Origin of the sequence: Burkholderia sp. Bp8998 (assembly GCF_003854235.1) — a bacterium.
Classification (GTDB): Bacteria; Pseudomonadota; Gammaproteobacteria; order Burkholderiales; family Burkholderiaceae; genus Burkholderia.
This window is the reverse complement of sequence record NZ_QTQF01000005.1, coordinates 112,038-131,639: the sequence shown is the minus strand read 5'-3', so window position 1 is coordinate 131,639 and position 19,602 is coordinate 112,038. Positions and strand designations below refer to the sequence as shown.

Below are 19,602 nucleotides of genomic sequence, written 5' to 3'. Positions count from 1 at the left end.
CCATGACGATCATCGAAAAATACTGGGACGATGCCCGCGAGGGCGACGCATGCACGAGTCCGGGCTACACGGTGACCCAGGCGCGCATCCTCGCTTATGCCGACCTCACCGGCGACCACACGCCGGTGCACGTCGACGAGGCATACGCGAACGCGAGCCACTTCGGCTGCCTCGTCGCGCACGGCCTGTTCGGGCTGTCGATCGCCGACGGCCTCAAGACGCAGAGCGACTACCGCTTCGTGCCGGGCATGTCGCTCGGCTGGACCTGGGACTTCCTGCTGCCGATCAAGGTGAACGACGTGCTGCACGTGACGTTCCGCGTCGGCGCGATGCGGGCGAGCAAGAGCCGCCCGGGCTGGGGCATCGTCGTGCTGCCGTCGGAGCTGATCAACCAGGACGGCCAGGTCGTCCAGCGCGGCGAACATCGGCTGATGGTGCCGCGCCGGCCGGGAGCGTTCTGATGCAGGCCCGCCCTCTCGAAGGTATTCGCGTCGTCGACTACAGCCATTTCCTGGCCGGCCCCTATGTCGGGCGCTGCCTCGCGGCGCTCGGCGCCGAAGTGATCAAGGTCGAGCGCCCCGGTACCGGCGACGCCGGCCGCCAGCACGCGACGGTACTCGACGACCAGCAAAGCGGCTATTTCCTGCAGCTCAACATGGGCAAGCGCGGCGTCAGCGTGAACATGAAGGACGCGCGCGGCAAGGCATTCATGCAGCGGCTGTGCGACTCCGCGGACGTGTTCATCGAGAACTACCGGCCGGGTGCGCTGGACAAGCTGGGGCTCGGCTATGCCGAGTTGTCGGCACGCAATCCGGCACTCGTCTATTGCTCGATTTCGGCATACGGGCACACCGGCCCCGACGCGCATCGCGCGGGTTTCGGGCTGATTGCCGAGGCCAAGAGCGGCATCATGCAGATGGTCGGCACGCCGGGCGAGCGGCCGCCGCTGCTGCGCATCTCGCTTGGCGACATGTACACCGGCATTCACGCGGTCGCGGCCATCAACGCCGCGCTGCTGGGACGCGTGAAGAGCGGCCGCGGACAGCACATCGACATGGCGCTGTACGACACGCTCGTCTCGATGCACGAATACGCGGTCCAGTGCTACACGCTGCAAGGCGTGCTGCCCGAGCAGACCGGGCACGACATGCCGACTTCGACGCTCTACGGCGTCTTCCGCGCGGCGGACGGCGATCTCGTGATCGCCGCGCAGGTCGACGACGCGTGGAAACGCTTCGCCGCCTTGATCGAGGCGCACGGCGGGCCGGCGGGCTTCGGCGCCGACCCGCGATTTCACGACAGCGTCGGGCGCAACGCGCACCGCGTGGAAATCCTGTCGGTCGTCGAGCCGTGGGTGGCCGCCCGTTCCGTCGCGTCGGTACTCGAACTGCTCGACCGCATCGACGTGCCCTGCGCGAAGGTACAGCGCATCGACGAGGTACTGGCCGATCCGCAGATCCAGGCCCGGGGCATGGTGGTCGAGCAGCAGCACCCGCGCTACGGCACGCTGCGCCTGCCGAACCTGCCGTTCCGGTTCTCGGATTGCGATACGACGATCCGCGACGTCGCGCCCGATCTCGGACAGCACAACGCCGAGGTCGCCCGTTCGCTCGGGTTCGATCCCGCCGAAATCGATGCCATGCAGGCCGATGGTGTTCTCTACTCAAACGCGAGCCAACGATGACTGACCAGTACGCGGTGATCGGCAATCCGATCGGACACACGAAATCTCCGCTGATCCACGGCATCTTCGCGCAAGCGACGCGGCAGGATCTGCGCTACTCGGCCATCGAGGGGCCGGTCGAGCCGCCAGGCGCCTTCGCCGACGTGGTGCGCGCATTCGCCGCGAGCGGCGGCAAGGGCATCAACGTTACCGCGCCATTCAAGCTCGAGGCATTCGCGATGTCGGACGAACGCAGCGAGCGCGCATCGCTCGCCGGCGCGGCCAATGCGCTCAAGTTCGACGGCGGACGCATCCTGGCCGACAACTTCGACGGGATCGGGCTCGTCCGCGACATCGAGATCAATCTCGGCCGGCCGATGGCCGGCAAGCGCGTGTTGATGCTCGGCGCGGGCGGCGCGGCGCGCGGCGCGCTGCTGCCCTTCCTCGCGGCCGGGCCGGCCGAGCTGGTGATCGCGAATCGCGACGTCGACAAGGCGCGCGCACTGTCAGGGCCGGCCGCCGGACGCGGGCCGCTGCTGGCGTGCGGCTACACCGATCTCGCCGCGATGGGACGTTTCGATCTGGTGGTCAACGCCACGTCGGCGAGCCTCGCCGGCGATCTCCCGCCCGTCCCGCCGAGCGTGTTCCACCCGGCAGGCGCCGCGTACGAGCTCGCTTACGGCAAGCGGCTGACGCCCTTTCTGCGGCTTGCGCGCAATGCCGGCGTGCGCAGCATCGCGGACGGCGTCGGCATGCTGGTCGAGCAGGCAGCGGAAGCGTTCGCGTGGTGGCGCGGCGTGCGGCCGGAGACAGCCGCCGTGATCGAACGGCTCACGGTCCCGCTCGACTGACGGCCGTGCGGACACCTGGTTGAAGGAGATGCCGATCGACGCCGCGGCACGGGCACGCTGTCACGCAAGGAACTCGAAAGCCACGCCGGCGCCGCCGCACGATCGAAAACCACGTGCAACTCCGGGCTGAACGATCCGAATTCGAGCCCGTGCCGCGTCGCCAGCAGCGTCAGCGCCTGGCTCGTGTAAAACGAAATATGCCCGTTGCGCGGCACGCAGTACCACCATTGCTCGATCCCTCGCGCAAGGATCTCCGGCGTGATCAGGGACGTCTGAAATAGCAGTGCGCCGGCAGGTCCCCTGTACTGGCATTCAGCACGGTATGGAAGCACAAGCGCTCGCCGTTCGAGCTGGACGACAACGTGCGCGCGTCGATCTACGGCCGGCTGACCGGCATCGCGCTCGGCCAGGTGTTCGGCATCATGGTCGCGACGACGTTCTCCTGATCCGGTGCGCGCGTCACGCCGACGCCACCACCGCATTGAACGACGTATCCCAGAACGGCGCGACATTCGCCGGTCCATCCAGCACGCCGATTCGCGCGAACACGGGGGTCGCAGCGATCGCGGCGCCGGCGAGCAGCAGGCGGCGGCGTGCCGCCGAAGTTGACACCATCGGATACTCCTGTCGATTGAACAGTGAGGAAAAAGGACGCCGCCGTGCTCGACGGTCGACGCGCGTCAGTGCAGCGTCGGGAAACCGTGGCGCTCGGCCAGCAGGTCGAGGATGCGGCGCGGGTCGGTGACGAAGCGCACCGCCCCGAGCGTCTGCGCATCGTCCGGCGCCGGTTGAGTGCTACCGAGCACGAGCACCGGCAAGCCCTGATGCGCGTCGTCGAGCACGTCGATCACCGCGTGCCGCGGCCGTTCGAAACCAACCCGGCGCACGTCGAGGCGGCCGGCCCGATCGGGCGCGCTCGCCAGCAGCCCTTCGATCGCCAGTCCGTGCGGACAGACGAAGTGTTGGCCCGGATACTTCGGATCGGCAAAGCCCGGTTCCAGCAGAAACAGCACATCCCGACTCATTTCACACCGCTCCCATATTCGTGGTTCCACCGGGTTACGCGCACGCAGCGTGCACCGCGCCCGGCGCTGGCCGGCCCACGGCCGGATGCCCGACTCTACAGCCTTGCATCGCGCGGCCCTACCAACGTTTTGCGGAATCGATATGCGGGCATGCCTACCGCATCGGCCGTGCGTCTCACAGAGCCGTGTTGCATAAAAGCATCGGCATCCGAACGGTCTTCGTTGCGATATCCAACGATTTCATCGATCGATATGTCCACGACCGCGCATCGTCGCCGCACGATGTCTGCCATCGACGCCAATGCGTGCGCCGCAGCATGCTTGCCGGACGCGATCGCTGCGCGCGCGCCGTGCGTGCATCGGCACGCATTGCAATTCGGTCGCGCAGCGAATTGCAAACCACGGATCGGACGTTCGTCGACCAAACCGAAGTCAATAGCATCGTGATCCTCGTAGCGGTACCCATAAAAAACAGAGGTTATTCATGATCAAGAAATCGGTAGTTCTGGGTTTGGTTTCGATCGGTTCCATCGGTGCGCATGCGCAGAGTTCCGTCACGCTGTACGGCCTCGTCGACGCCGGCTTCGCCTATACGAACAACCAGGGCGGCGCGAGCAACATCCAGCAGACGAGCGGCAAGCTGAGCGGCAGCCGCTGGGGCCTGAAAGGCAGCGAGGATCTCGGCGGCGGCCTGGCGGCCGTGTTCACGCTCGAAAGCGGCTTCCGGCCGAGCGACGGCGGCCTCGGCCAGGGTGGCCGCCTGTTCGGCCGCTCCGCGTACGTCGGCCTGAGCAAGGCCGACATCGGCACGCTGACGTTCGGCCGCCAGTACGAGCCGATCACCGACCTCGTCGCGCAGTACGCGGGGTCCGGCTTCTGGTCGCCGGCGACCCATGTCGGCGACAACGACAACCTGAACCAGAGCTTCCGGATCAACAACGCGGTGAAGTTCCGCAGCGCGACGATCGCCGGCTTCACGGCCGACGTGCTGTACGCGTTCAGCAACCAGGCAAACGGCGGCGCGGGCACCGGCTTCTCGAACAACAATGCGTGGGGCGTGTCGGCGAATTACGTGAACGGCCCGCTGTCGGCGGGCGCCGGCTACGTGCGGCTCAACCACCCGAACGCGACGTCGAACACGAGCGGCGCGGTGGGCGGCGCGACCACGACGACCGGCAACGACTACAGCGGCGCGTTCTTCTACGGGTTGAACGGCGGCGTGCGCAAGCAGCAGATCGGCGTCGCCGGCGCCAACTACGCGCTCGGCCGCACCACGCTCGGTTTCGCGTGGAGCCACACGCAGCTCGACTATGTCGACGGCTCGTCGCGCAAGTTCAACAACTACGACGTGAACGGGCGCTACCAGATCACGCCGGCGGCGACGCTGATCGGCGTCTACACGTTCACCGACGGGCGCGCGAACGGCTTGCCGGGCACCGGCGGCCAGACGCTGAAGCCGCGCTGGCACCAGTTCACGCTCGGGTTCGACTATGCGTTGTCGAAGCGCACTGACATCTACCTGTCCGGCATCTACCAGCTCGCGGCCGGTGATCCGAGCACCGCGACGTCGGGCGGCTATCGGAGGATCGCGGCGATCTCGAACATCGGCAGCGCATCGTCGACGAATCGCCAGCTCGCGTTCGTCAGCGGGCTGCGCGTGAAGTTCTGAGTGTTCGCGCAGCGGGCGCGGCGCGATAAGCAAAGCGGGAATCGTTGTTTGCCGCGTCGCACCCGGTTGCCGAGAATGTCCGTTTTTCCGGATGCTGCCGCGCCCGCGCGGCACGGCTTCGATCATGACCGACTCCCTTTCCCGCCCACGCCGCGCCGGTCGACGCGCGGCGCTGCGCCAGCTCGCCGGCGGCTGGGCCGCCGCGATGCTGCCGGCCGGCGGCGCGCTCGCGGGCCAGCCGCTCACCCTGCTTGCGCCGCTGGACGTGCCGCCGTGGACGCGCACGCCGGGCGCGCCGCTGCTGTCGCCGCCGTATGGCGTGCCGGGCGCGCACGAACGTGACGTCATCCGTCGCAGCGCGCGCACGCCGGCGCTGCCCGGAGCCGGCTCGTCGATGACGCCGCTCGCCGACCTGTTCGGCGACATCACGCCGAACGGTCTCGTCTACGAGCGCCATCATGCGGGCGTGCCCGATATCGATGCGCAACGCCACCGCGTCGTCGTGCACGGCCTCGTGCGCGAGCCGCGCAGCTTCACGCTCGACGACCTGCTGCGCTTTCCGTCCGAATCGCGGATCCACTTCCTCGAATGCTCGGGCAATACCGGCAGCGAATGGAGCGGCCCGAGCGGCCTGCCCGTCCAGTTCACGCACGGGCTGCTGTCGTGCTGCGAATGGACGGGCGTGCGGCTGTCGACGCTGCTCGACGAAACGGGCATCGATCCGGCCGCGCAATGGCTGCTCGCGGAAGGCGCGGACGGCGCGGCGATGACGCGCAGCCTGCCGCTCGAGCGGATTCTCGAGCGCGCGCTCGTCGTCTATGCGCAGAACGGCGAGCGGCTGCGCCCCGAGAACGGCTATCCGGTGCGGCTGATCGTGCCGGGCTTCGAAGGCAACACGAACATCAAGTGGCTGCGGCGGCTGAAGCTGGTGCGTGCACCGGAGATGACGCGCGAGGAAACGTCGAAATACACGAGCCTGCTGCCGAACGGCTGCGCCCGCCAGTTCGTGTTCGAGATGGACGCAAAATCGGTGATCACGCGCCCGTCGGCCGGCCACCGGCTCGCATCGCACGGCTACTACCCGATCAGCGGCTATGCGTGGTCGGGGCGCGGCCGGGTTCGCGCGGTCGACGTCTCGACCGACGGCGGGCGCACCTGGCGCGCCGCACGGCTTGCGGGCGACGTGCGCGATCGCGCGCTGACGCGCTTCGAAGCCGACTGGGTCTGGAACGGCGAGCCCGCGGACCTGCAAAGCCGCGCAACCGACGAAACGGGCTACGTGCAGCCGACCCGCGACGCGCTCGTCGCCGCGCGCGGCGTCAATTCGCAATACCACTACAACGGCATCCAGAACTGGCGCGTCGGCGCGGACGGCGAGGTGCGCAATGCGTAACACGATCGTGCGTCCGCTCGTGTCGTTCGCGGTTGCGTCGGGCACGATCGGCGCGCTGGCGTTGCTCGCGCCGCCCGCGTTCGGCGCGGGCTTCGGTCTCGGTCAGCCGGTCGACCGCGCGGCGATCGCCGCATGGGACATCGACGTCGCGCCCGACGGCAGCGGCCTGCCGCCCGGCGCGGGCACGGTCGCGCGCGGCGCGCACGTCTTTGCCGACAAGTGCGCGATGTGTCACGGTGCCGGCGGCCAGGGCGGCGTCGGCGATCCGCTCGTCGGCGGCGTTGGTTCGCTCGCCGGCGCGACACCGAAAAAGACGGTCGGCAGTTACTGGCCGTATACGACGACGCTGTTCGACTACATCCGCCGCGCGATGCCGTACAACGCACCGCAATCGCTGAGCGCGGACGACGTCTATGCGGTCACCGCGTTCGTGCTGCACCTGAACGGCATCGTGCCGGACAACACGACGCTCGATGCGCGCTCGCTGCCGCGCATCAGGATGCCGAACCGCGACGGCTTCGTGCCCGACCCGCGGCCGGGACGACTGTGACGCGACGCGATCCGCTGGCCGGCAGAACGGAGATCGGCCTGCCTCGACTGCCGGCCTGGCGTGCCGGATTTTTTCATTCGGCGCGAGCGCGCCGCGCAGGGAGCCAACCTTGACCGACCCATCCGCCGCGGCCCAAGCCGTCACCCCGCTCACGCCGTCGCCGTTCGTCGACGTCCGTTCCCCGGCCGACTTCCCCGACAGCCCCGCGTCGCGCGTGCTCGCGCAGCCGCTGATGCTCGGGCTGTTCCTGCCGATCCAGGCGGGCGGCTGGAGCGCATCGACGCTGCCGCGCTCGACCGACTGGACGTTCGACTACAACGCCGACCTGGTCGCGCGGGCCGAGGCACTCGGCTTCGATCTCGTGTTCGCGCTGTCGCAGTGGCTGCCGAAAGGCGGCTACGGTGGCGTGTTCGATGGCCAGGCGCTCGACTCGTTCATGACGCTGGCGGCGCTCACCGCACGCACCGAACGGATCATCCTCGTCGCGACGAGCCACGTGCTCTACGGGCCGTGGCATCCGCTGCATTTCGCGAAGTTCACGGCGACGCTCGATCACATCTCGCGCGGCCGCTGGGGCATCAACGTCGTGACCGGCCACCGCGCGATCGAACACGAGATGTTCGGCTGGAACCGGATCGAGCACGACCGGCGCTACGAGATGGCCGCCGAATTCGTCGACGCGGTCAGCCAGTTGTGGGCCCAACCGGACAACTTCAGCTACTCGCCCGCGCTGTCGAGCTGGCGGCTCTCCGGCGCGTTCGTCACGCCGAAGCCGCGCTACGGCCGCCCGCTGCTGGTCAATGCGACGGGCTCCGACGCGGGCATCGCGTTCGCGGCCCGCTATTCGGACATCGTGTTCGTCACGAGCCCGGCCGGCCCGGATGTCGATCTCGCGCTGGACGCGCTCCCCGCGCATACGGCGCGCGTGAAGGCGGCCGCCGCCGCGCACGGCAGGACGATCCGCACGTTGCTCAATCCGCTCGTGATCTGCCGCGAGACGGCGGCCGAAGCGCGCGCGTACCGCGACGCGATCGTCGCGCATGCGGACGAAGGCAGCTTCCACCGTTTCGACAGCGACGCCCACGCGTGGCGGGGCGGCTTCGCGCAGCGCTCGCAGGCGGCCGCGCGCGCGATCGGCGGCAACATCTCGATCACGGGCTCGCCCGAGGAAGTCGCCGACACCATCGTGCGGCTGCACCGGGCCGGCATCGACGGCATACAGTTGAGCTTCTATGACTTCAAGCCCGATCTCGACTTCTTCGGCGCACGCGTGCTGCCGCTGCTGCGCGACGCCGGCCTGCGGCGCTGAGTTCAGGCGGCGGAGGCCGCCCGCGTCGCCGGCGTCGCCGACGCAGCGGGTGCAGCGGGCGGACGCCGCGCGGGTCGCCGCAGCCCGAGATGATCGCGCAGCGTGCGACCGGCGTAGTCGCTGCGAAACAGCCCGCGGCGACGCAGTTCGGGCAGCACGAGCGCGATGAAATCGTCGAGGCCGCCTGGCAAGGTCGGCGCCATCACGTTGTAGCCGTCCGCGCCGTAATGGACGAACCGTTCCTCGAGCGCATCGACGATCTGCTCCGGCGTGCCGACGAGCTGCCAGTGACCGCGCGCACCTGCAATGCGCAGGTACAGTTCGCGGATCGTCAGGTTCTCGCGGCGCGCGAGCTCGAGCGTCAGCGTCTGCCGGCTCTTGCTCGCATTGGTTTCCGGCAGCGGCGGGATCGGGCCGTCGAGCGGATACGCGGACAGATCGACGCCGCCGGTCAGGCCCGACACGAGCGCGAGCCCGACCTTCGGGTCGATCAGCGCCTGCAGCGCGTCGAATTTCTCCTTCGCCTCGCTTTCGGTGCGGCCGACCACCGGAAAGACGCCGGGCATGATCTTCAGCGTGTCGGGGTCGCGGCCGAACGTGGCGAGCTGCCCCTTCACGTCCGCGTAGAACGCGATCGCGTCGTCGAGCGTCTGCTGCGCGGTGAAGATCACCTCGGCCGTGCGGGCGGCCAGCCGCGTGCCGGCCGTCGACGAGCCGGCCTGCACGACGACCGGATGCCCCTGCGGCGCACGCGGGACGTTCAGCGGCCCATGCACCTGGAAGAAACGACCGCGATGATCGAGCACATGGCGCTTGTCCGGGTCGAAGAAGCGGCCGCTTGCGCGGTCGCGCACGAACGCGTCGTCGTCCCAGCTGTCCCAGAGTCCGCGCACGACGTCGGCGAATTCCTCCGCGCGCGCATAGCGTTCGCCGTGATCGAAATGCGCATCGCGGTTGAAGTTGCGCGCTTCGTGCGCGCTCGACGACGTGACGAGGTTCCACCCGGCGCGGCCGCCGCTGATGTGGTCGAGCGACGCGAACTTCCGCGCGATGTGGAACGGCTCGTTGAAGCTCGTCGACGCGGTGCCGACGAGGCCGATGCGTTCGGTGACGGCTGCGAGCGCCGACAGCAGTGTCAACGGCTCGAACTGCGCGACGTAGCTGTGCGCAGTGCGGCTCAGGAATTCGACGTCGTCGCCGCGCGTGCCGACGCCGTCCGCGAGGAACACGAGATCGAACTTCGCGGCCTCGGCCGCCTGCGCAAGCCGCACGTAGTGACGAAAATCGACGCCGGCGTCCGCCTGCGAACCGGGGTGGCGCCACGCGGCGATGTGATGGCCGGTCGGATACAGGAACGCGCCGAGGTGCAGATGGCCGGTGCGGGTCGTCATCGTGAGGATTCCGGAAAGTGGGCTGCGGATGCAGCAGAATCAGAACACGCGTCCTTCGGTCAGGTGCGTGGTCACGCCGTTCAGGTCGTAGTCGCCGATCACCCGCGCCTTGTGCAGCAGCGGGTTGTGGCTGAAGATCGTGCGCAGGTTGCGCCAGTGCCGATCGAGGTTGTGCACGCGCGCGGTCGCCGACGCGCCGCCCACTTCGAACAGCCGTTCGGCCGCATACAGCGCGAGCTTGCCGACGATCAGCTGCGTGCGCGCGGTCGCGAGCGCGCTGTCGAGCACCCGTTCGTGCGCATCGGCATCGCCGGCCTCGATCGCGTCGGCCGAGCGGTCGAGCGCCCGCGCGTTGTCGCGCACGAGCGCATCGATCGCGTGGCTGTGCGCGGACAGCTCGCCGACGATCTGCTGGATGAAATGATCGTCGCGCGCACTCGCCGCCGGGCTGTGCAGCACCGGCCGGCCGTGCGCGAGCACGTAGCGGCGCGCGTCGGCCACCACGTTGCGCACGATGCCCGCCCCCGTCGCGACGAGATGAAGCTGCCGCAGCGCGCCGCAATGGCGGCCGACGAGCGTCGAGCCGTCGCGAGCCGCCACTTCGTCCGCGAACACCTGCACGTCGTGCAGCAACAGGCTGCCGCTCGCGGTCATGCGCTGGCCCATGCCGTCCCAGTCGTCGAGCACCTGCACGCCGTCGCGCGCGACCGGGATGATCACGGCGAGCGCGTCGCCCTGCTCGTTCTCCACGTTGATGCGCGCGAAATCGGCGAACGCGGTGCCCGTCGAATAGTATTTGCGCCCCGTCACACGATGGTGTTCGCCGTCCCGGCGCAGCACGGTCGTGTTCTCGCCCGGCCGCGACGTGCCGCGCTCGGTCGATGCGCCGCCGAAGATCGCGCCGGCCAGCGCGCGCTCGAGCTGCACGTCGTAGAATGGCGTGCGCGGCGACAGCCGCAGCGTCTCGGTCAGGTCGTAGTGAATGCGCAGCGCGTGCGCGAGATTCGAATCGGCGGCCGCGAGCGTCGCGATCGTGTCGAACAGGTCGACCAGCGTGCCGCCGAGGCCGCCGCGTTCGACCGGAATCCGCAGCACGCCGAGCGACGAGCGGCGAAACAGCGCGAAGCCTTCGAACGGCAATTCGCGCCGCGCCTCGCGTTGCGCGGCGTCGCGCCCGATCTCGGTCGCGAGTTCAGGCAGTGCAGCGAGCGCGGCACGCAGCGCGTCGCGCGGTTCGGCGCCATGACGGGCGTTCATTCGGCAGTCCCTCTTCCAGGAAAAACGACGGCCCGCCGCACGATTGCGTCGGCCGTCGCCGCAGCCCGCGGGCGGCACGGAAAAGTATAGGGACGCATCCGTCGCGCGTGAAAAACCGATTTCAGCTTTGGTTATGCGCGCGCCGGGAATGTGCGCGCGTGCTCGCCCGGCTCGGTGCGTGGCAGTGCTGGATGCGCCGGCGGCGCAGCATGACTGATCCCGAGCAGACCGGGCGGCTGCTGAACGTCCACTACGGGCATCCAGGCGACGCGATCGAAAGCCTGCGCGGCAGCCCGCCTTTCTCATCACGCCGGCCGACGCGGGCACGCACCGGTTTAACGGTAGAACAGGTGCAGCAGCAGCGTGCATCGTGACGGCAGATTCCTCCGTCATATCGCCACTCCGGCTGCGCGAGCGTCGTGTTCCTCTGCGTAAATCTAAGGACCAGATAACGGTATGAGAATTTCTTGGTTCCTGGATGCGTTCCACATCCCGAAAATTCAGGGTTCCGACAACCGGGTGCGCGATGCGCTGCCCCGCTTCGCTCACACAACGTCCATTTTTCCCATGTTCAGCAGATCGTTTCGCACTACGTCAGGCCACGCGCTATTCCTCGCCGCCCTCCTTTCGGCTTTGTCCGGTGTCGCTCGCGCGGACAGCACGCTCGATCGTATTCATCAACGTCACAAGATCACGATCGGCGTGATCCTGTCGGGCCCGCCGTTCGGCTCGCTCGATCCCGCGACGCAAAAACCGGTCGGCTTCAACGTCGATCTGGCGAACGACGTCGCGAAACGGCTCGGTGTCGACGCCGAGCTGACACCTGTGCAGCCGTCGAACCGCGTGCAATTCCTGCAGCAGGGCAAGGTCGACGCGCTGATCGCCAACATGGAGCTGACGACGGAGCGCGCGGAGATACTGTCGTATGCGCCGACGCCGTTCGAATCCATCGGCGGTGCGCTGATCACGCGCAAGGACAGCGGCATCAAGTCCTGGGCCGACTTGCGCGGCAAGCCGGTCTGCGTATCGCAAGGCAGCAACTACACGAAGCCGCTCGCGACGGAATACGGCGCGCAGGTGAAGGCGTTCCGCGGCCAGCCCGAATCGCTGCTCGCGCTGCGCGGCAACAACTGCGTGGCCGCCGTGCACGTCGCGCCGACGCTGCGCATGCTGGTCGAGCGCAACCCGGACTGGAAGGACTATGCGACGCCGCTGCCCGCCGACCTGATTCCGTCGCCGGCGGTGATCTGGGTTCGCAAGGGCGAGACCGATACGCAGGCCGCGCTCGACCGGATCGTCCAGGACTGGCATCGCAGCGGCTGGCTGCTCGACGTCGAGCGCAAGAACGGCATGACGCCGTCGCAAGCCGTGCTCGACCTGCACGCGAAGCTCAAGGCGCAGCGCACATGACGGCGGCCGACGCCGTCGATGCGCTCCGCAAGCTCGGCCTCGACTACGGCTTCGTGCTTGCCGCGGACGAGCGCGCGTCGTTCGTGCACGGGATGGGCGTGACGCTCGAATTGTCGGTCGCGACCGTGCTCGGCAGCCTCGCCTGCGGCGTCGTGCTCGCCGCGTTGCTGGTGTCGCCGAGCGCGGCGCTCGCGCGCCCTGCACGCGCGTTCGTCGAGCTCACCCGCAACACACCGACGCTCGTGCAATTGTTCTGTGCATTCCTCGTCGTCAACATGCTGATCAGCGCCGCACTGCGCGATTTGGGCGGCAATCCGCTCACGCCGTTCATCTGGAGCGTCATCGTGATCTCGCTGCACAAGGGCGCGTTCCACGCGGAAGCGCTGCGCGCCGGCCTCGAAGCGGTGCCACGCGCAACGCTCGAAGCAGCGCAGTCGCTCGGCTACAGCCGGCGCCAGCGGCTCTGGCACGTGCAGCTGCCGCTCGCGGTGCGCTTCGCGCTGCCCGCGCTCGTCAACAACCTGGTCGACCTCGTGAAGATGACGACGGTCGCGTCGGCGATCGCCGTCGGCGACGTCACCTATGCGTCGATCATGATCTGGACGCAGCGCGACAACGTGCTCGAGTTGATGATCCTGATCCTGCTCTTCTTCGGCGCGCTCACGTTCACGGTCAACCTCGCGGGACGCTGGCTCGAAAACCGCTTGAGGATACCCGGCTATGGCCATTGACTCGCTCGCTTCGCCCGCGCGCCTCGTGCGCTGGCCCGCGGTCGCGGCAATACTGGCCGCGCTGGCCGTCATCGCGCTGGCTGTTGCCGGTCGGCGCCATCCGACCCTCGTCGCGCTCGCCACGTGGCTGCCCGCGCTCGGCAAGGCGATGCTCGTCAACATCGGCATCAGCGCGCTGGCGATCGCACTCGGCACGCTCGCCGGCCTCGCGCTCGGCCCGCTGACGCTGTCGCGGCTCGGCATCGCACGCGTTGCGGCGCGCGCGTACGTGCAGGTGTTCCGCAACGCGCCGCTTCTCGTGCTGATCTATTTCTCGACCTACGTATTCCCGTTCGAAATCCGGCTCGGCCACGCGTCGCTGCCGTTTCCGGACTGGTTCAAGGTGACGCTCGGTCTCGCGCTGCCCGCGAGCGCGAACTTCGCGGAAATCTTCCGCGGCGCGATTCAATCGATTCCGCACGCGCAGTGGGACGCCGCACGCTCGCTCGCGTTCAGCCGCGTGCAGGTGTTCCGCTGGATCATTCTGCCTCAATGCGTGCGCCGCATGCTGCCGCCGTGGATGAACCTGTACGCGAGCATCACGATGGCCACCGCGCTCGCGTCGCTTGTCGGCGTGCACGACCTGCTCGACACCGCGCAGGTCGCGAGCAACACCGTCGCGCGCGCCGACTTCACCGTCGTCGTGTATTTCACGGTACTCGGCCTGTTTTTCGCGTACTGCTACCCGATCGCCCGTTTCACCCGCCTTCTCGAACGACGTCATGCATTCCACTGAAACTCCGCGCGGCGCGGACGAGCCGCTCGTCCGCCTGCGCGACGTGCATCTGTCCTACGGCACGACGCCCGTGCTGCGCGGCATCGATCTCGACGTGCACCGTGGCCAGGCCGTGTCCATCATCGGTCCGTCCGGCTCCGGCAAATCGACGATCCTGCGTTGCATCACGGGGCTGTTGCGACCCCAGCGCGGCCTGATCGACGTTGACGGCACGCGCGTCGACCGGCTCGCATCGGAGCGCGACGAAATCGCGCTGCGCAAGCGCGTCGGCTTCGTGTTCCAGCAATACAACCTGTTTCCGCACCTGAGCGTGCTCGACAATCTCGTCGTCGCACCGGTCAGGATTCTCGGCCGCGACCGCGCCGAAGCCGTGCGCACCGCGCACGCGCTGCTCGAACGCGTGCGCCTCGCCGACAAGGCGCACGCCTACCCCGGCGAGCTGTCGGGCGGCCAGCAGCAGCGCGTCGCGATCGCGCGCGCGCTCGCGATGCAGCCCGACCTGATCCTGTTCGACGAGGTGACGTCCGCACTCGATCCGGAAACCGTCGGCGACGTGCTGTCGGTAATTCGCGATCTCGTGCGCGACGGCATGACCTGCGTACTCGTCACCCACGAGATGCGGTTCGCCGAGGAGATCAGCGATGTCGTCTACTTCACCGAGGCGGGCGTGATCGTCGAGCACGGGCCGGCCGCGCAACTGTTCCGTGCGCCGCAAAGCCCGCGCACGCGCGCATTCCTCGCGCATGCGCTCGGCCCGGCCGGCACTGCGCTCGCGAGCCGCGACAGCGCACCGGTCGCACTCGACCTGACGCGCTTCGCGGTCTGACTCAGCGTGCCACGTAGCGGCTCGCCGGGCGCGCGAGCCCGAGATGTTCGCGCAGCGTCGTGCCTTCGTATTCGGTACGGAACAGGCCGCGACGCTGCAGCTCCGGCACGACATGCTCGACGAAATCGTCGAGCCCGCCCGGGAAATAAGGCGGCATGATGTTGAAGCCGTCGGCGCCGCCGCCGGTGAACCATTCCTCCAGCGCGTCCGCGACCTGCGTGGGCGTGCCCCATACGATCCGGTGCCCGCGCGCGCCGGCGACGAGATAGTAGAGTTCGCGCAGCGTGAGGTTCTCGCGGCGCGCGAGATCGGTCAGCAGCCTCGCACGGCTCTTCAACTGATCGGATTCGGGCAGGTCGGGCAGCGGGCCGTCGAGCGGATACTTCGACACGTCGTGGCCGAGACGGTCGGACAGCAGCGTCAGCGCGCCCGACGTATCGGTCCATTGCTGGAGCTGCGCATATTTGTCCTTCGCCTCCTGCTCGGTGCGACCGATCACCGGGAATACACCCGGCATCACGGCAAGCGCGTCGCCCGCACGACCGTACGCCGCGAGCCGCCCCTTCAGGTCGCGATAGAAGGCCTGCGCTTCGTCGAGCGTCTGCTGCGCGGTGAACACGACTTCCGCGGTGCGCGCGGCGAGATCCTGGCCGGGGCCCGACGAGCCGGCCTGAATCACGACCGGGTGGCCCTGCGGCGGGCGCGACGCGTTGAGCGGCCCCTTCACGTTGAAGAAGCGCCCGGCGTGATCGAGCGCATGCACCTTCGCCGGATCGAAATAGATGCCACGCGCCTTGTCCCTGACGATCGCGTCGTCGTCCCAGCTGTCCCACAGCCCCTTCACGACATCGACGAATTCGCCGGCCATCTCGTAGCGCTGCGCGTGATCGGGATGGTTGCCGCGCGTGAAGTTCGCGGCGGTGCGGTCGTACGAGGTCGTCACGACGTTCCACGCGGCGCGTCCGCCGCTCAGGTGGTCGAGCGACGCGAATACGCGCGCGATGTGATAGGGCTCGCTGTATGTCGTCGATGCGGTCGCCGCGAGGCCGATGTGCCGCGTGTGCATCGCGAGCGCCGACAGCAGGCTCAGTGGCTCGAAGCGCATCGCCATCGACGGGTGCGCGTCGGGGCCACTCGTCAGGCCGTCGGCAAGGAAGACCATGTCGAACTTCGCGCGCTCGGCAGTCTGTACGACGCGACGCAGCAGGTCGAAGTTCTCGCTGCCGGATTCGGCGTCGGGGTGGCGCCAGCCGGCGACGTGGTGTCCGGCACCCTGGAGGAACAGCCCGAGGCGCATCTGCCGGCGGGAAGGTGTGCTGTGATCGATGCTCATGGTCGAAGCGAAGTGAAGGTGTGAAAAAGGCGTGCGAGATCGGCCGTGCCGCGCATCGTGTCGATCAGCTCCGGCACGAACGCGAGCGCGGGATCATGCGCGGTCGCGTCCGCGAACTTCGCGGCGAGGTCGTCTGCGCCGACGAGGCGTTCGGTGCGCTGCCGCAGCGTGTCGCCGCCGCGCAGCACGAGCTCGACGATCGAGAAGCGCGTCGCGGGATCGGTCGACGCGCGTGGCGCGGCGGCATCGTGGCGCCGTGTCACGCGTGCGGCAAGTGCGATCAGGTCATCGCGCACGGGCACGTCGGCGAACGTCGCGACGCCCGGCGGGCCGTCCGTCAGTGCGGCGGCCACCGCGTATTCCACGCTGAAGCGCGCTTCGAGCCCGGTTGCCGGCAGTCGGTTCGACAGCGGCGTGTCGCCGCCCGGCGGGAAGGTGACCGTGATGCCATCGATGTCCGCCGGCGCGATGCGGTGGCGAGCGCGCAGATCGAGCGCGGCCTGCACCGCGTAATGGGTTGCCGTGCAGCACGGCCACGGCTTGAAGTACAGGCCGGGCGACACGATCTGCCACGGCGCGCCCCAGTCGGCCAGCACGCGCGTCGGCTGCGCCGCGCCGCCGCCGAACACGGCGAAGAATCCTTCCGGGCCGTCGAGTGCGCCCGGCGCGCCGGCAAGTCCGGCCTCGGCGAGCTCCACGGAGAACAGCCCCGCGCGCGCCGCAAGGCCCGCGTGCAACGGCTTGACCTCGCTGCCGAACTGCAGCCGCAGCCCGGCCGATTGCGTCGCGGCGATGCCGAGTGCGTTTTCGGTGGCCGCCGCATCGAGCCCGAGCAGACGCGCCGCGGCGGCGGCCGCGCCGAGCGTGCCGAGCGTCGCGGTGTTGTGGAAGCCGAGTTCATAGTGGCGGCTGCCGAGCGCGAGACCGACCCGCGCCATCGTCTCGACGCCGACGACGTATGCGTCGAGCAGTTCGAGCGCGCTGCGTGCGCGCACCTGCGCGAGCGCGAGCAACGCCGGCAGCAGCACGGTGCCGGGGTGGCCGCGCACGCTGCTGTGCACGTCGTCGTAGTCGAGCGCGTGGCCTGCATAGCCGTTGAGCAGCGCGGCATATTGCGGCGACGCCGGTGTCGCACTGCCGATCACCGCTGCCGCGCCGGTCGAATCGCGACCGCATACCGCCAGCAGCTTGCGGTAACCGTTGTCGCGAGCGCCGGCGAACGCGGCGGCAAGGAAGTCGAGCAGGCCACGCCGCGCGGCAGCGATGGCGGACGGATCACGCGCGGGCTCGGCGCACGCAATCGCGGCGGCCAGCCGGCGCGTGATGCTGTCGGCCGCGCCGTCGGGAATCAAGTGGGAAGACATGTCGGCAGTTGGAAAGTCGCGAAATGCCACAACGGGCGGCGCAGCCGGGAACCTTCCGGTTCCCGCTCCGATGCGAGCGTTGGCGCCCGCGTGCTCGCCCGGATCGGCGCGTGTCAGTGCTGGATGCCCCAGCGGCGCACCGTCACGCGTTCGAGCGTATCGAACACGAGATGCTCGACCAGCAGGCCGATCACGATGACGGCCGCGAGGCCCGCGAACACGCGGTCGGTATACAGCTCGTTGCGGTTCTGGAAGATGTACCAGCCGAGCCCGCCCTGCCCCGCGCTCGCGCCGAACACGAGTTCCGCCGCGATCAGCGTGCGCCACGCGAATGCCCAGCCGACGCGCAGCCCCGACAGGATCGACGGCAGCGCGGCCGGCACGAGGATCAGCGCGATCTGGCCCAGACCGGTGAGGCCGTAGTTGCGCCCGGCCATCTTCAGCGTGGCCGGCACGCCGGCGAAACCGGTGTACATGCTGAGCGCGAGCGGCCACAGCACCGCGTGCACGAGCACGAACAGCAGGCTGCCGGTGCCGAGCCCGAACCACAGCAGCGCGATCGGCAGCAACGCGATCGACGGCAGCGGATTGAACATCGACGTGAGCATCGTCAGCACGTCGCGGCCGATGCGCGTCGACACCGCGAGCGACGTCAGCACGAACGCGAACAGCACGCCGAGCGCATAGCCGCGCAGCAGCACCGACATCGAGATGCCCGTCTTCACCAGCAGTTCGCCCGACGCGATGCCCTGCACGAACGCGGCCAGCGTCGCGCCGAAGGTCGGCACGAGCAGGTCGTTCGCGACGATGCGCGCGACGATTTCCCATGCGGCGATCAGCACGAGCGCGATGACGGCGCGGCGAAACCCGCTCGCACCGGCGATGCGGCGCCACAGCGGCGCGGGTGCCGCACGGTCGGCGTCGGGGAGCGTGTCGAGCGTGCGCACGTATTCGGCGCGCACCGGCGGCAGCGGCGGCAGGGCCGGATCGATGGTGCTCATGATGCGGTTGCCTCCGTGGCCGGCGCGGCGTTCGTTTCGTGCGTCGCGTCGGTATCGAACAGCAGATGATGAATGCGCGCGACGCTGTCGCGGAAGTCACCGGTGCCGACACTGTCGAGCGAATGGTCGTGACTGTTGAGCTCCGCGCGCACGCGGCCCGGATGCGGCGACAGCAGCAGGATCCGGTTGCCGACGACGAGCGCCTCCTCGATCGAATGCGTGACGAACAGCAGCGTGAAGCGGAACTCGTCCCACAGGCGCAGCAGTTCCTCCTGCATCTTGCGGCGCGTGAGCGCGTCGAGCGCGGCGAACGGTTCGTCCATCAGCAGCACGCGCGGCTGCATCGCCAGCGCACGCGCGATCGCGACGCGCTGCTTCATGCCGCCGGACAGCGTATGCGGATACGCATCGGCGAACGCGCCGAGGCCGACCTTGTCGAGATAGTGCAGCGCGCGCTCGCGTGCTTCCGCGCGCGACAGCTTCGCGGCCGCCCGCAACGGAAACGCGACGTTCTCGACGACCGTCTTCCACGGCGGCAACTGGTCGAATTCCTGGAACACGACGATCCGATCGGGGCCCGGCCCCTGAACGGGCCGACCGTCGAGCGCGATCGAACCCGATACGGGCTCGATGAAGCCGGCGATCGCCTTCAGCAACGTGGACTTGCCGCACCCCGACGGGCCGAGCAGCACGAAGCGGTCGCTGCCGTATACGTCGAAGCTGACCTGATGGGTCGCGCGGACGATTCGCGCGCCGCTCCGGTATTCGAGGCTCACGCGATCGATCGCCAGCAGGCGCTCGCTCTGCGCACCGGCCGGTGCAAGCTGCGGTGCGGGCGCGGGCCCGCTCGCGGCGCGTGCGTCGGTGCCGGGTTGGGCGGCCGGCGCGGCGGCACCGCGCGCCGCATACGGCGGCAACCCGATTCGGGGAGAAGTGGCGTAAGTGGCGTTCACGATCGAAACTCTTGCGGGTAAAGCATCAACATACGGCGGCGCGGTGCGCGACCCAACCAACGATTGCGCATATCGAAACCGCGTCGACGCATAAGCGTCGA

21 protein-coding genes and 1 pseudogene are annotated in these 19,602 nt (G+C 68.8%); 13 read left to right on the top strand and 9 right to left on the bottom strand.

What is annotated here, in order from left to right; genetic code table 11:
• The first annotated feature begins 2 nt into the window (after nucleotides 1–2).
• Genes DIE06_RS08195 through aroE form a run of 3 tightly spaced genes read left to right on the top strand, consistent with a single transcriptional unit; the run spans nucleotide 3 to nucleotide 2,514 of the window.
• Entirely contained in the window at nucleotides 3–461 is a 459-nt protein-coding gene (locus tag DIE06_RS08195) for a MaoC family dehydratase (RefSeq protein ID WP_124660965.1), read from the top strand.
• The gene (locus tag DIE06_RS08190) at nucleotides 461–1,684 is read left to right on the top strand and encodes a CaiB/BaiF CoA-transferase family protein (RefSeq protein ID WP_124660964.1); all 1,224 of its coding nucleotides are present in this window, start codon (nucleotides 461–463) and stop codon (nucleotides 1,682–1,684) included. Before DIE06_RS08195 ends, DIE06_RS08190 begins: the two co-directional genes overlap by 1 nt.
• On the top strand, nucleotides 1,681–2,514 hold the full coding sequence (gene aroE, locus DIE06_RS08185) for a shikimate dehydrogenase (protein WP_124660963.1): 834 nt from the start codon (nucleotides 1,681–1,683) through the stop codon (nucleotides 2,512–2,514). Before DIE06_RS08190 ends, aroE begins: the two co-directional genes overlap by 4 nt.
• 152 nt (nucleotides 2,515–2,666) lie before the next feature.
• Here the strand turns inward: aroE and DIE06_RS39530 are convergent.
• The 3 genes and pseudogenes from DIE06_RS39530 to DIE06_RS08175 form a co-directional block, all read right to left on the bottom strand.
• Nucleotides 2,667–2,996 (bottom strand): annotated as a pseudogene (locus DIE06_RS39530) (methyltransferase domain-containing protein); the annotation flags it as partial.
• Nucleotides 2,974–3,129, bottom strand: coding sequence for a hypothetical protein (locus tag DIE06_RS38220; protein ID WP_185733375.1), 156 nt, complete (start codon nucleotides 3,127–3,129; stop codon nucleotides 2,974–2,976). The pseudogene DIE06_RS39530 and the gene DIE06_RS38220, both read right to left, overlap by 23 nt.
• Nucleotides 3,130–3,194: 65 nt before the next feature.
• Nucleotides 3,195–3,539, bottom strand: coding sequence for a DUF3088 domain-containing protein (locus DIE06_RS08175; protein ID WP_124660962.1), 345 nt, complete (start codon nucleotides 3,537–3,539; stop codon nucleotides 3,195–3,197).
• Between the two features lie 188 nt (nucleotides 3,540–3,727).
• Here DIE06_RS08175 and DIE06_RS08170 point away from each other — a divergent pair, with 188 nt between their 5' ends.
• From DIE06_RS08170 to DIE06_RS08150, 5 genes are all read left to right on the top strand, one after another.
• Nucleotides 3,728–4,027: a hypothetical protein gene (locus DIE06_RS08170; RefSeq protein WP_124660961.1), complete on the top strand. Its 300-nt coding sequence runs from the start codon at nucleotides 3,728–3,730 to the stop codon at nucleotides 4,025–4,027.
• On the top strand, nucleotides 4,024–5,208 hold the full coding sequence (locus tag DIE06_RS08165) for a porin (protein ID WP_124660960.1): 1,185 nt from the start codon (nucleotides 4,024–4,026) through the stop codon (nucleotides 5,206–5,208). The genes DIE06_RS08170 and DIE06_RS08165 overlap by 4 nt, the downstream gene beginning before the upstream one ends.
• Nucleotides 5,209–5,332: 124 nt before the next feature.
• Nucleotides 5,333–6,601, top strand: a complete 1,269-nt coding sequence (gene soxC / locus DIE06_RS08160; protein ID WP_124660959.1) for a sulfite dehydrogenase — start codon at nucleotides 5,333–5,335, stop codon at nucleotides 6,599–6,601.
• Nucleotides 6,594–7,151: a c-type cytochrome gene (locus DIE06_RS08155; protein WP_124660958.1), complete on the top strand. Its 558-nt coding sequence runs from the start codon at nucleotides 6,594–6,596 to the stop codon at nucleotides 7,149–7,151. Before soxC ends, DIE06_RS08155 begins: the two co-directional genes overlap by 8 nt.
• 109 nt (nucleotides 7,152–7,260) lie before the next feature.
• A complete protein-coding gene (locus DIE06_RS08150) occupies nucleotides 7,261–8,460 on the top strand; it encodes an LLM class flavin-dependent oxidoreductase (RefSeq protein WP_124660957.1) in 1,200 nt (399 codons plus the stop codon).
• A 2-nt stretch (nucleotides 8,461–8,462) separates the two neighbouring features.
• On the opposite strand, the gene DIE06_RS08145 is transcribed toward DIE06_RS08150, so the two are convergent.
• Nucleotides 8,463–9,851 carry an LLM class flavin-dependent oxidoreductase gene (locus DIE06_RS08145; protein WP_124660956.1) on the bottom strand — a complete coding sequence of 463 codons (1,389 nt, stop codon included), beginning with the start codon at nucleotides 9,849–9,851 and terminating at the stop codon, nucleotides 8,463–8,465.
• 39 nt (nucleotides 9,852–9,890) lie between these two features.
• Entirely contained in the window at nucleotides 9,891–11,108 is a 1,218-nt protein-coding gene (locus DIE06_RS08140) for an acyl-CoA dehydrogenase family protein (RefSeq protein WP_124660955.1), read from the bottom strand.
• A 209-nt stretch (nucleotides 11,109–11,317) separates the two neighbouring features.
• On the opposite strand from DIE06_RS08140, the gene DIE06_RS38215 reads away from it, so the two are divergent.
• The 5 genes from DIE06_RS38215 to DIE06_RS08120 all read left to right on the top strand — a co-directional run bounded on the left by DIE06_RS38215 (nucleotide 11,318) and on the right by DIE06_RS08120 (nucleotide 14,850).
• Nucleotides 11,318–11,482 carry a hypothetical protein gene (locus DIE06_RS38215; protein ID WP_185733368.1) on the top strand — a complete coding sequence of 55 codons (165 nt, stop codon included), beginning with the start codon at nucleotides 11,318–11,320 and terminating at the stop codon, nucleotides 11,480–11,482.
• Between the two features lie 82 nt (nucleotides 11,483–11,564).
• A complete protein-coding gene (locus DIE06_RS08135; RefSeq protein ID WP_185733367.1) occupies nucleotides 11,565–12,518 on the top strand; it encodes a transporter substrate-binding domain-containing protein in 954 nt (317 codons plus the stop codon).
• Entirely contained in the window at nucleotides 12,515–13,249 is a 735-nt protein-coding gene (locus tag DIE06_RS08130; protein ID WP_124660953.1) for an amino acid ABC transporter permease, read from the top strand. The genes DIE06_RS08135 and DIE06_RS08130 overlap by 4 nt, the downstream gene beginning before the upstream one ends.
• Nucleotides 13,239–14,024, top strand: coding sequence for an amino acid ABC transporter permease (locus tag DIE06_RS08125; RefSeq protein WP_124660952.1), 786 nt, complete (start codon nucleotides 13,239–13,241; stop codon nucleotides 14,022–14,024). The genes DIE06_RS08130 and DIE06_RS08125 overlap by 11 nt, the downstream gene beginning before the upstream one ends.
• A complete protein-coding gene (locus DIE06_RS08120) occupies nucleotides 14,011–14,850 on the top strand; it encodes an amino acid ABC transporter ATP-binding protein (RefSeq protein WP_124660951.1) in 840 nt (279 codons plus the stop codon). The genes DIE06_RS08125 and DIE06_RS08120 overlap by 14 nt, the downstream gene beginning before the upstream one ends.
• 1 nt (nucleotide 14,851) lies before the next feature.
• On the opposite strand, the gene DIE06_RS08115 is transcribed toward DIE06_RS08120, so the two are convergent.
• From DIE06_RS08115 to DIE06_RS08100, 4 genes are all read right to left on the bottom strand, one after another.
• Nucleotides 14,852–16,183 carry an LLM class flavin-dependent oxidoreductase gene (locus tag DIE06_RS08115; protein ID WP_124660950.1) on the bottom strand — a complete coding sequence of 444 codons (1,332 nt, stop codon included), beginning with the start codon at nucleotides 16,181–16,183 and terminating at the stop codon, nucleotides 14,852–14,854.
• On the bottom strand, nucleotides 16,180–17,547 hold the full coding sequence (locus DIE06_RS08110; protein WP_124660949.1) for an MmgE/PrpD family protein: 1,368 nt from the start codon (nucleotides 17,545–17,547) through the stop codon (nucleotides 16,180–16,182). The genes DIE06_RS08115 and DIE06_RS08110 overlap by 4 nt, the downstream gene beginning before the upstream one ends.
• A 113-nt stretch (nucleotides 17,548–17,660) precedes the next feature.
• On the bottom strand, nucleotides 17,661–18,548 hold the full coding sequence (locus DIE06_RS08105) for an ABC transporter permease (RefSeq protein ID WP_124660948.1): 888 nt from the start codon (nucleotides 18,546–18,548) through the stop codon (nucleotides 17,661–17,663).
• A complete protein-coding gene (locus tag DIE06_RS08100) occupies nucleotides 18,545–19,561 on the bottom strand; it encodes an ABC transporter ATP-binding protein (RefSeq protein WP_124660947.1) in 1,017 nt (338 codons plus the stop codon). Before DIE06_RS08100 ends, DIE06_RS08105 begins: the two co-directional genes overlap by 4 nt.
• Between the last annotated feature and the right edge of the window lie 41 nt (nucleotides 19,562–19,602).

Bases quoted from the DNA above. Each gene is read 5' to 3' on its own strand.
- DIE06_RS08195 (WP_124660965.1), top strand. From the start codon at position 3: ATGACGATCATCGAAAAATACTGGGACGATGCCCGCGAGGGCGACGCA.
- DIE06_RS08190 (WP_124660964.1), top strand. From the start codon at position 461: ATGCAGGCCCGCCCTCTCGAAGGTATTCGCGTCGTCGACTACAGCCAT.
- aroE (WP_124660963.1), top strand. From the start codon at position 1,681: ATGACTGACCAGTACGCGGTGATCGGCAATCCGATCGGACACACGAAA.
- DIE06_RS38220 (WP_185733375.1), bottom strand. From the start codon at position 3,129: ATGGTGTCAACTTCGGCGGCACGCCGCCGCCTGCTGCTCGCCGGCGCC.
- DIE06_RS08175 (WP_124660962.1), bottom strand. From the start codon at position 3,539: ATGAGTCGGGATGTGCTGTTTCTGCTGGAACCGGGCTTTGCCGATCCG.
- DIE06_RS08165 (WP_124660960.1), top strand. From the start codon at position 4,024: ATGATCAAGAAATCGGTAGTTCTGGGTTTGGTTTCGATCGGTTCCATC.
- soxC (WP_124660959.1), top strand. From the start codon at position 5,333: ATGACCGACTCCCTTTCCCGCCCACGCCGCGCCGGTCGACGCGCGGCG.
- DIE06_RS08155 (WP_124660958.1), top strand. From the start codon at position 6,594: ATGCGTAACACGATCGTGCGTCCGCTCGTGTCGTTCGCGGTTGCGTCG.
- DIE06_RS08145 (WP_124660956.1), bottom strand. From the start codon at position 9,851: ATGACGACCCGCACCGGCCATCTGCACCTCGGCGCGTTCCTGTATCCG.
- DIE06_RS08140 (WP_124660955.1), bottom strand. From the start codon at position 11,108: ATGAACGCCCGTCATGGCGCCGAACCGCGCGACGCGCTGCGTGCCGCG.
- DIE06_RS38215 (WP_185733368.1), top strand. From the start codon at position 11,318: ATGACTGATCCCGAGCAGACCGGGCGGCTGCTGAACGTCCACTACGGG.
- DIE06_RS08135 (WP_185733367.1), top strand. From the start codon at position 11,565: ATGAGAATTTCTTGGTTCCTGGATGCGTTCCACATCCCGAAAATTCAG.
- DIE06_RS08130 (WP_124660953.1), top strand. From the start codon at position 12,515: ATGACGGCGGCCGACGCCGTCGATGCGCTCCGCAAGCTCGGCCTCGAC.
- DIE06_RS08125 (WP_124660952.1), top strand. From the start codon at position 13,239: ATGGCCATTGACTCGCTCGCTTCGCCCGCGCGCCTCGTGCGCTGGCCC.
- DIE06_RS08120 (WP_124660951.1), top strand. From the start codon at position 14,011: ATGCATTCCACTGAAACTCCGCGCGGCGCGGACGAGCCGCTCGTCCGC.
- DIE06_RS08115 (WP_124660950.1), bottom strand. From the start codon at position 16,183: ATGAGCATCGATCACAGCACACCTTCCCGCCGGCAGATGCGCCTCGGG.
- DIE06_RS08110 (WP_124660949.1), bottom strand. From the start codon at position 17,547: ATGTCTTCCCACTTGATTCCCGACGGCGCGGCCGACAGCATCACGCGC.
- DIE06_RS08105 (WP_124660948.1), bottom strand. From the start codon at position 18,548: ATGAGCACCATCGATCCGGCCCTGCCGCCGCTGCCGCCGGTGCGCGCC.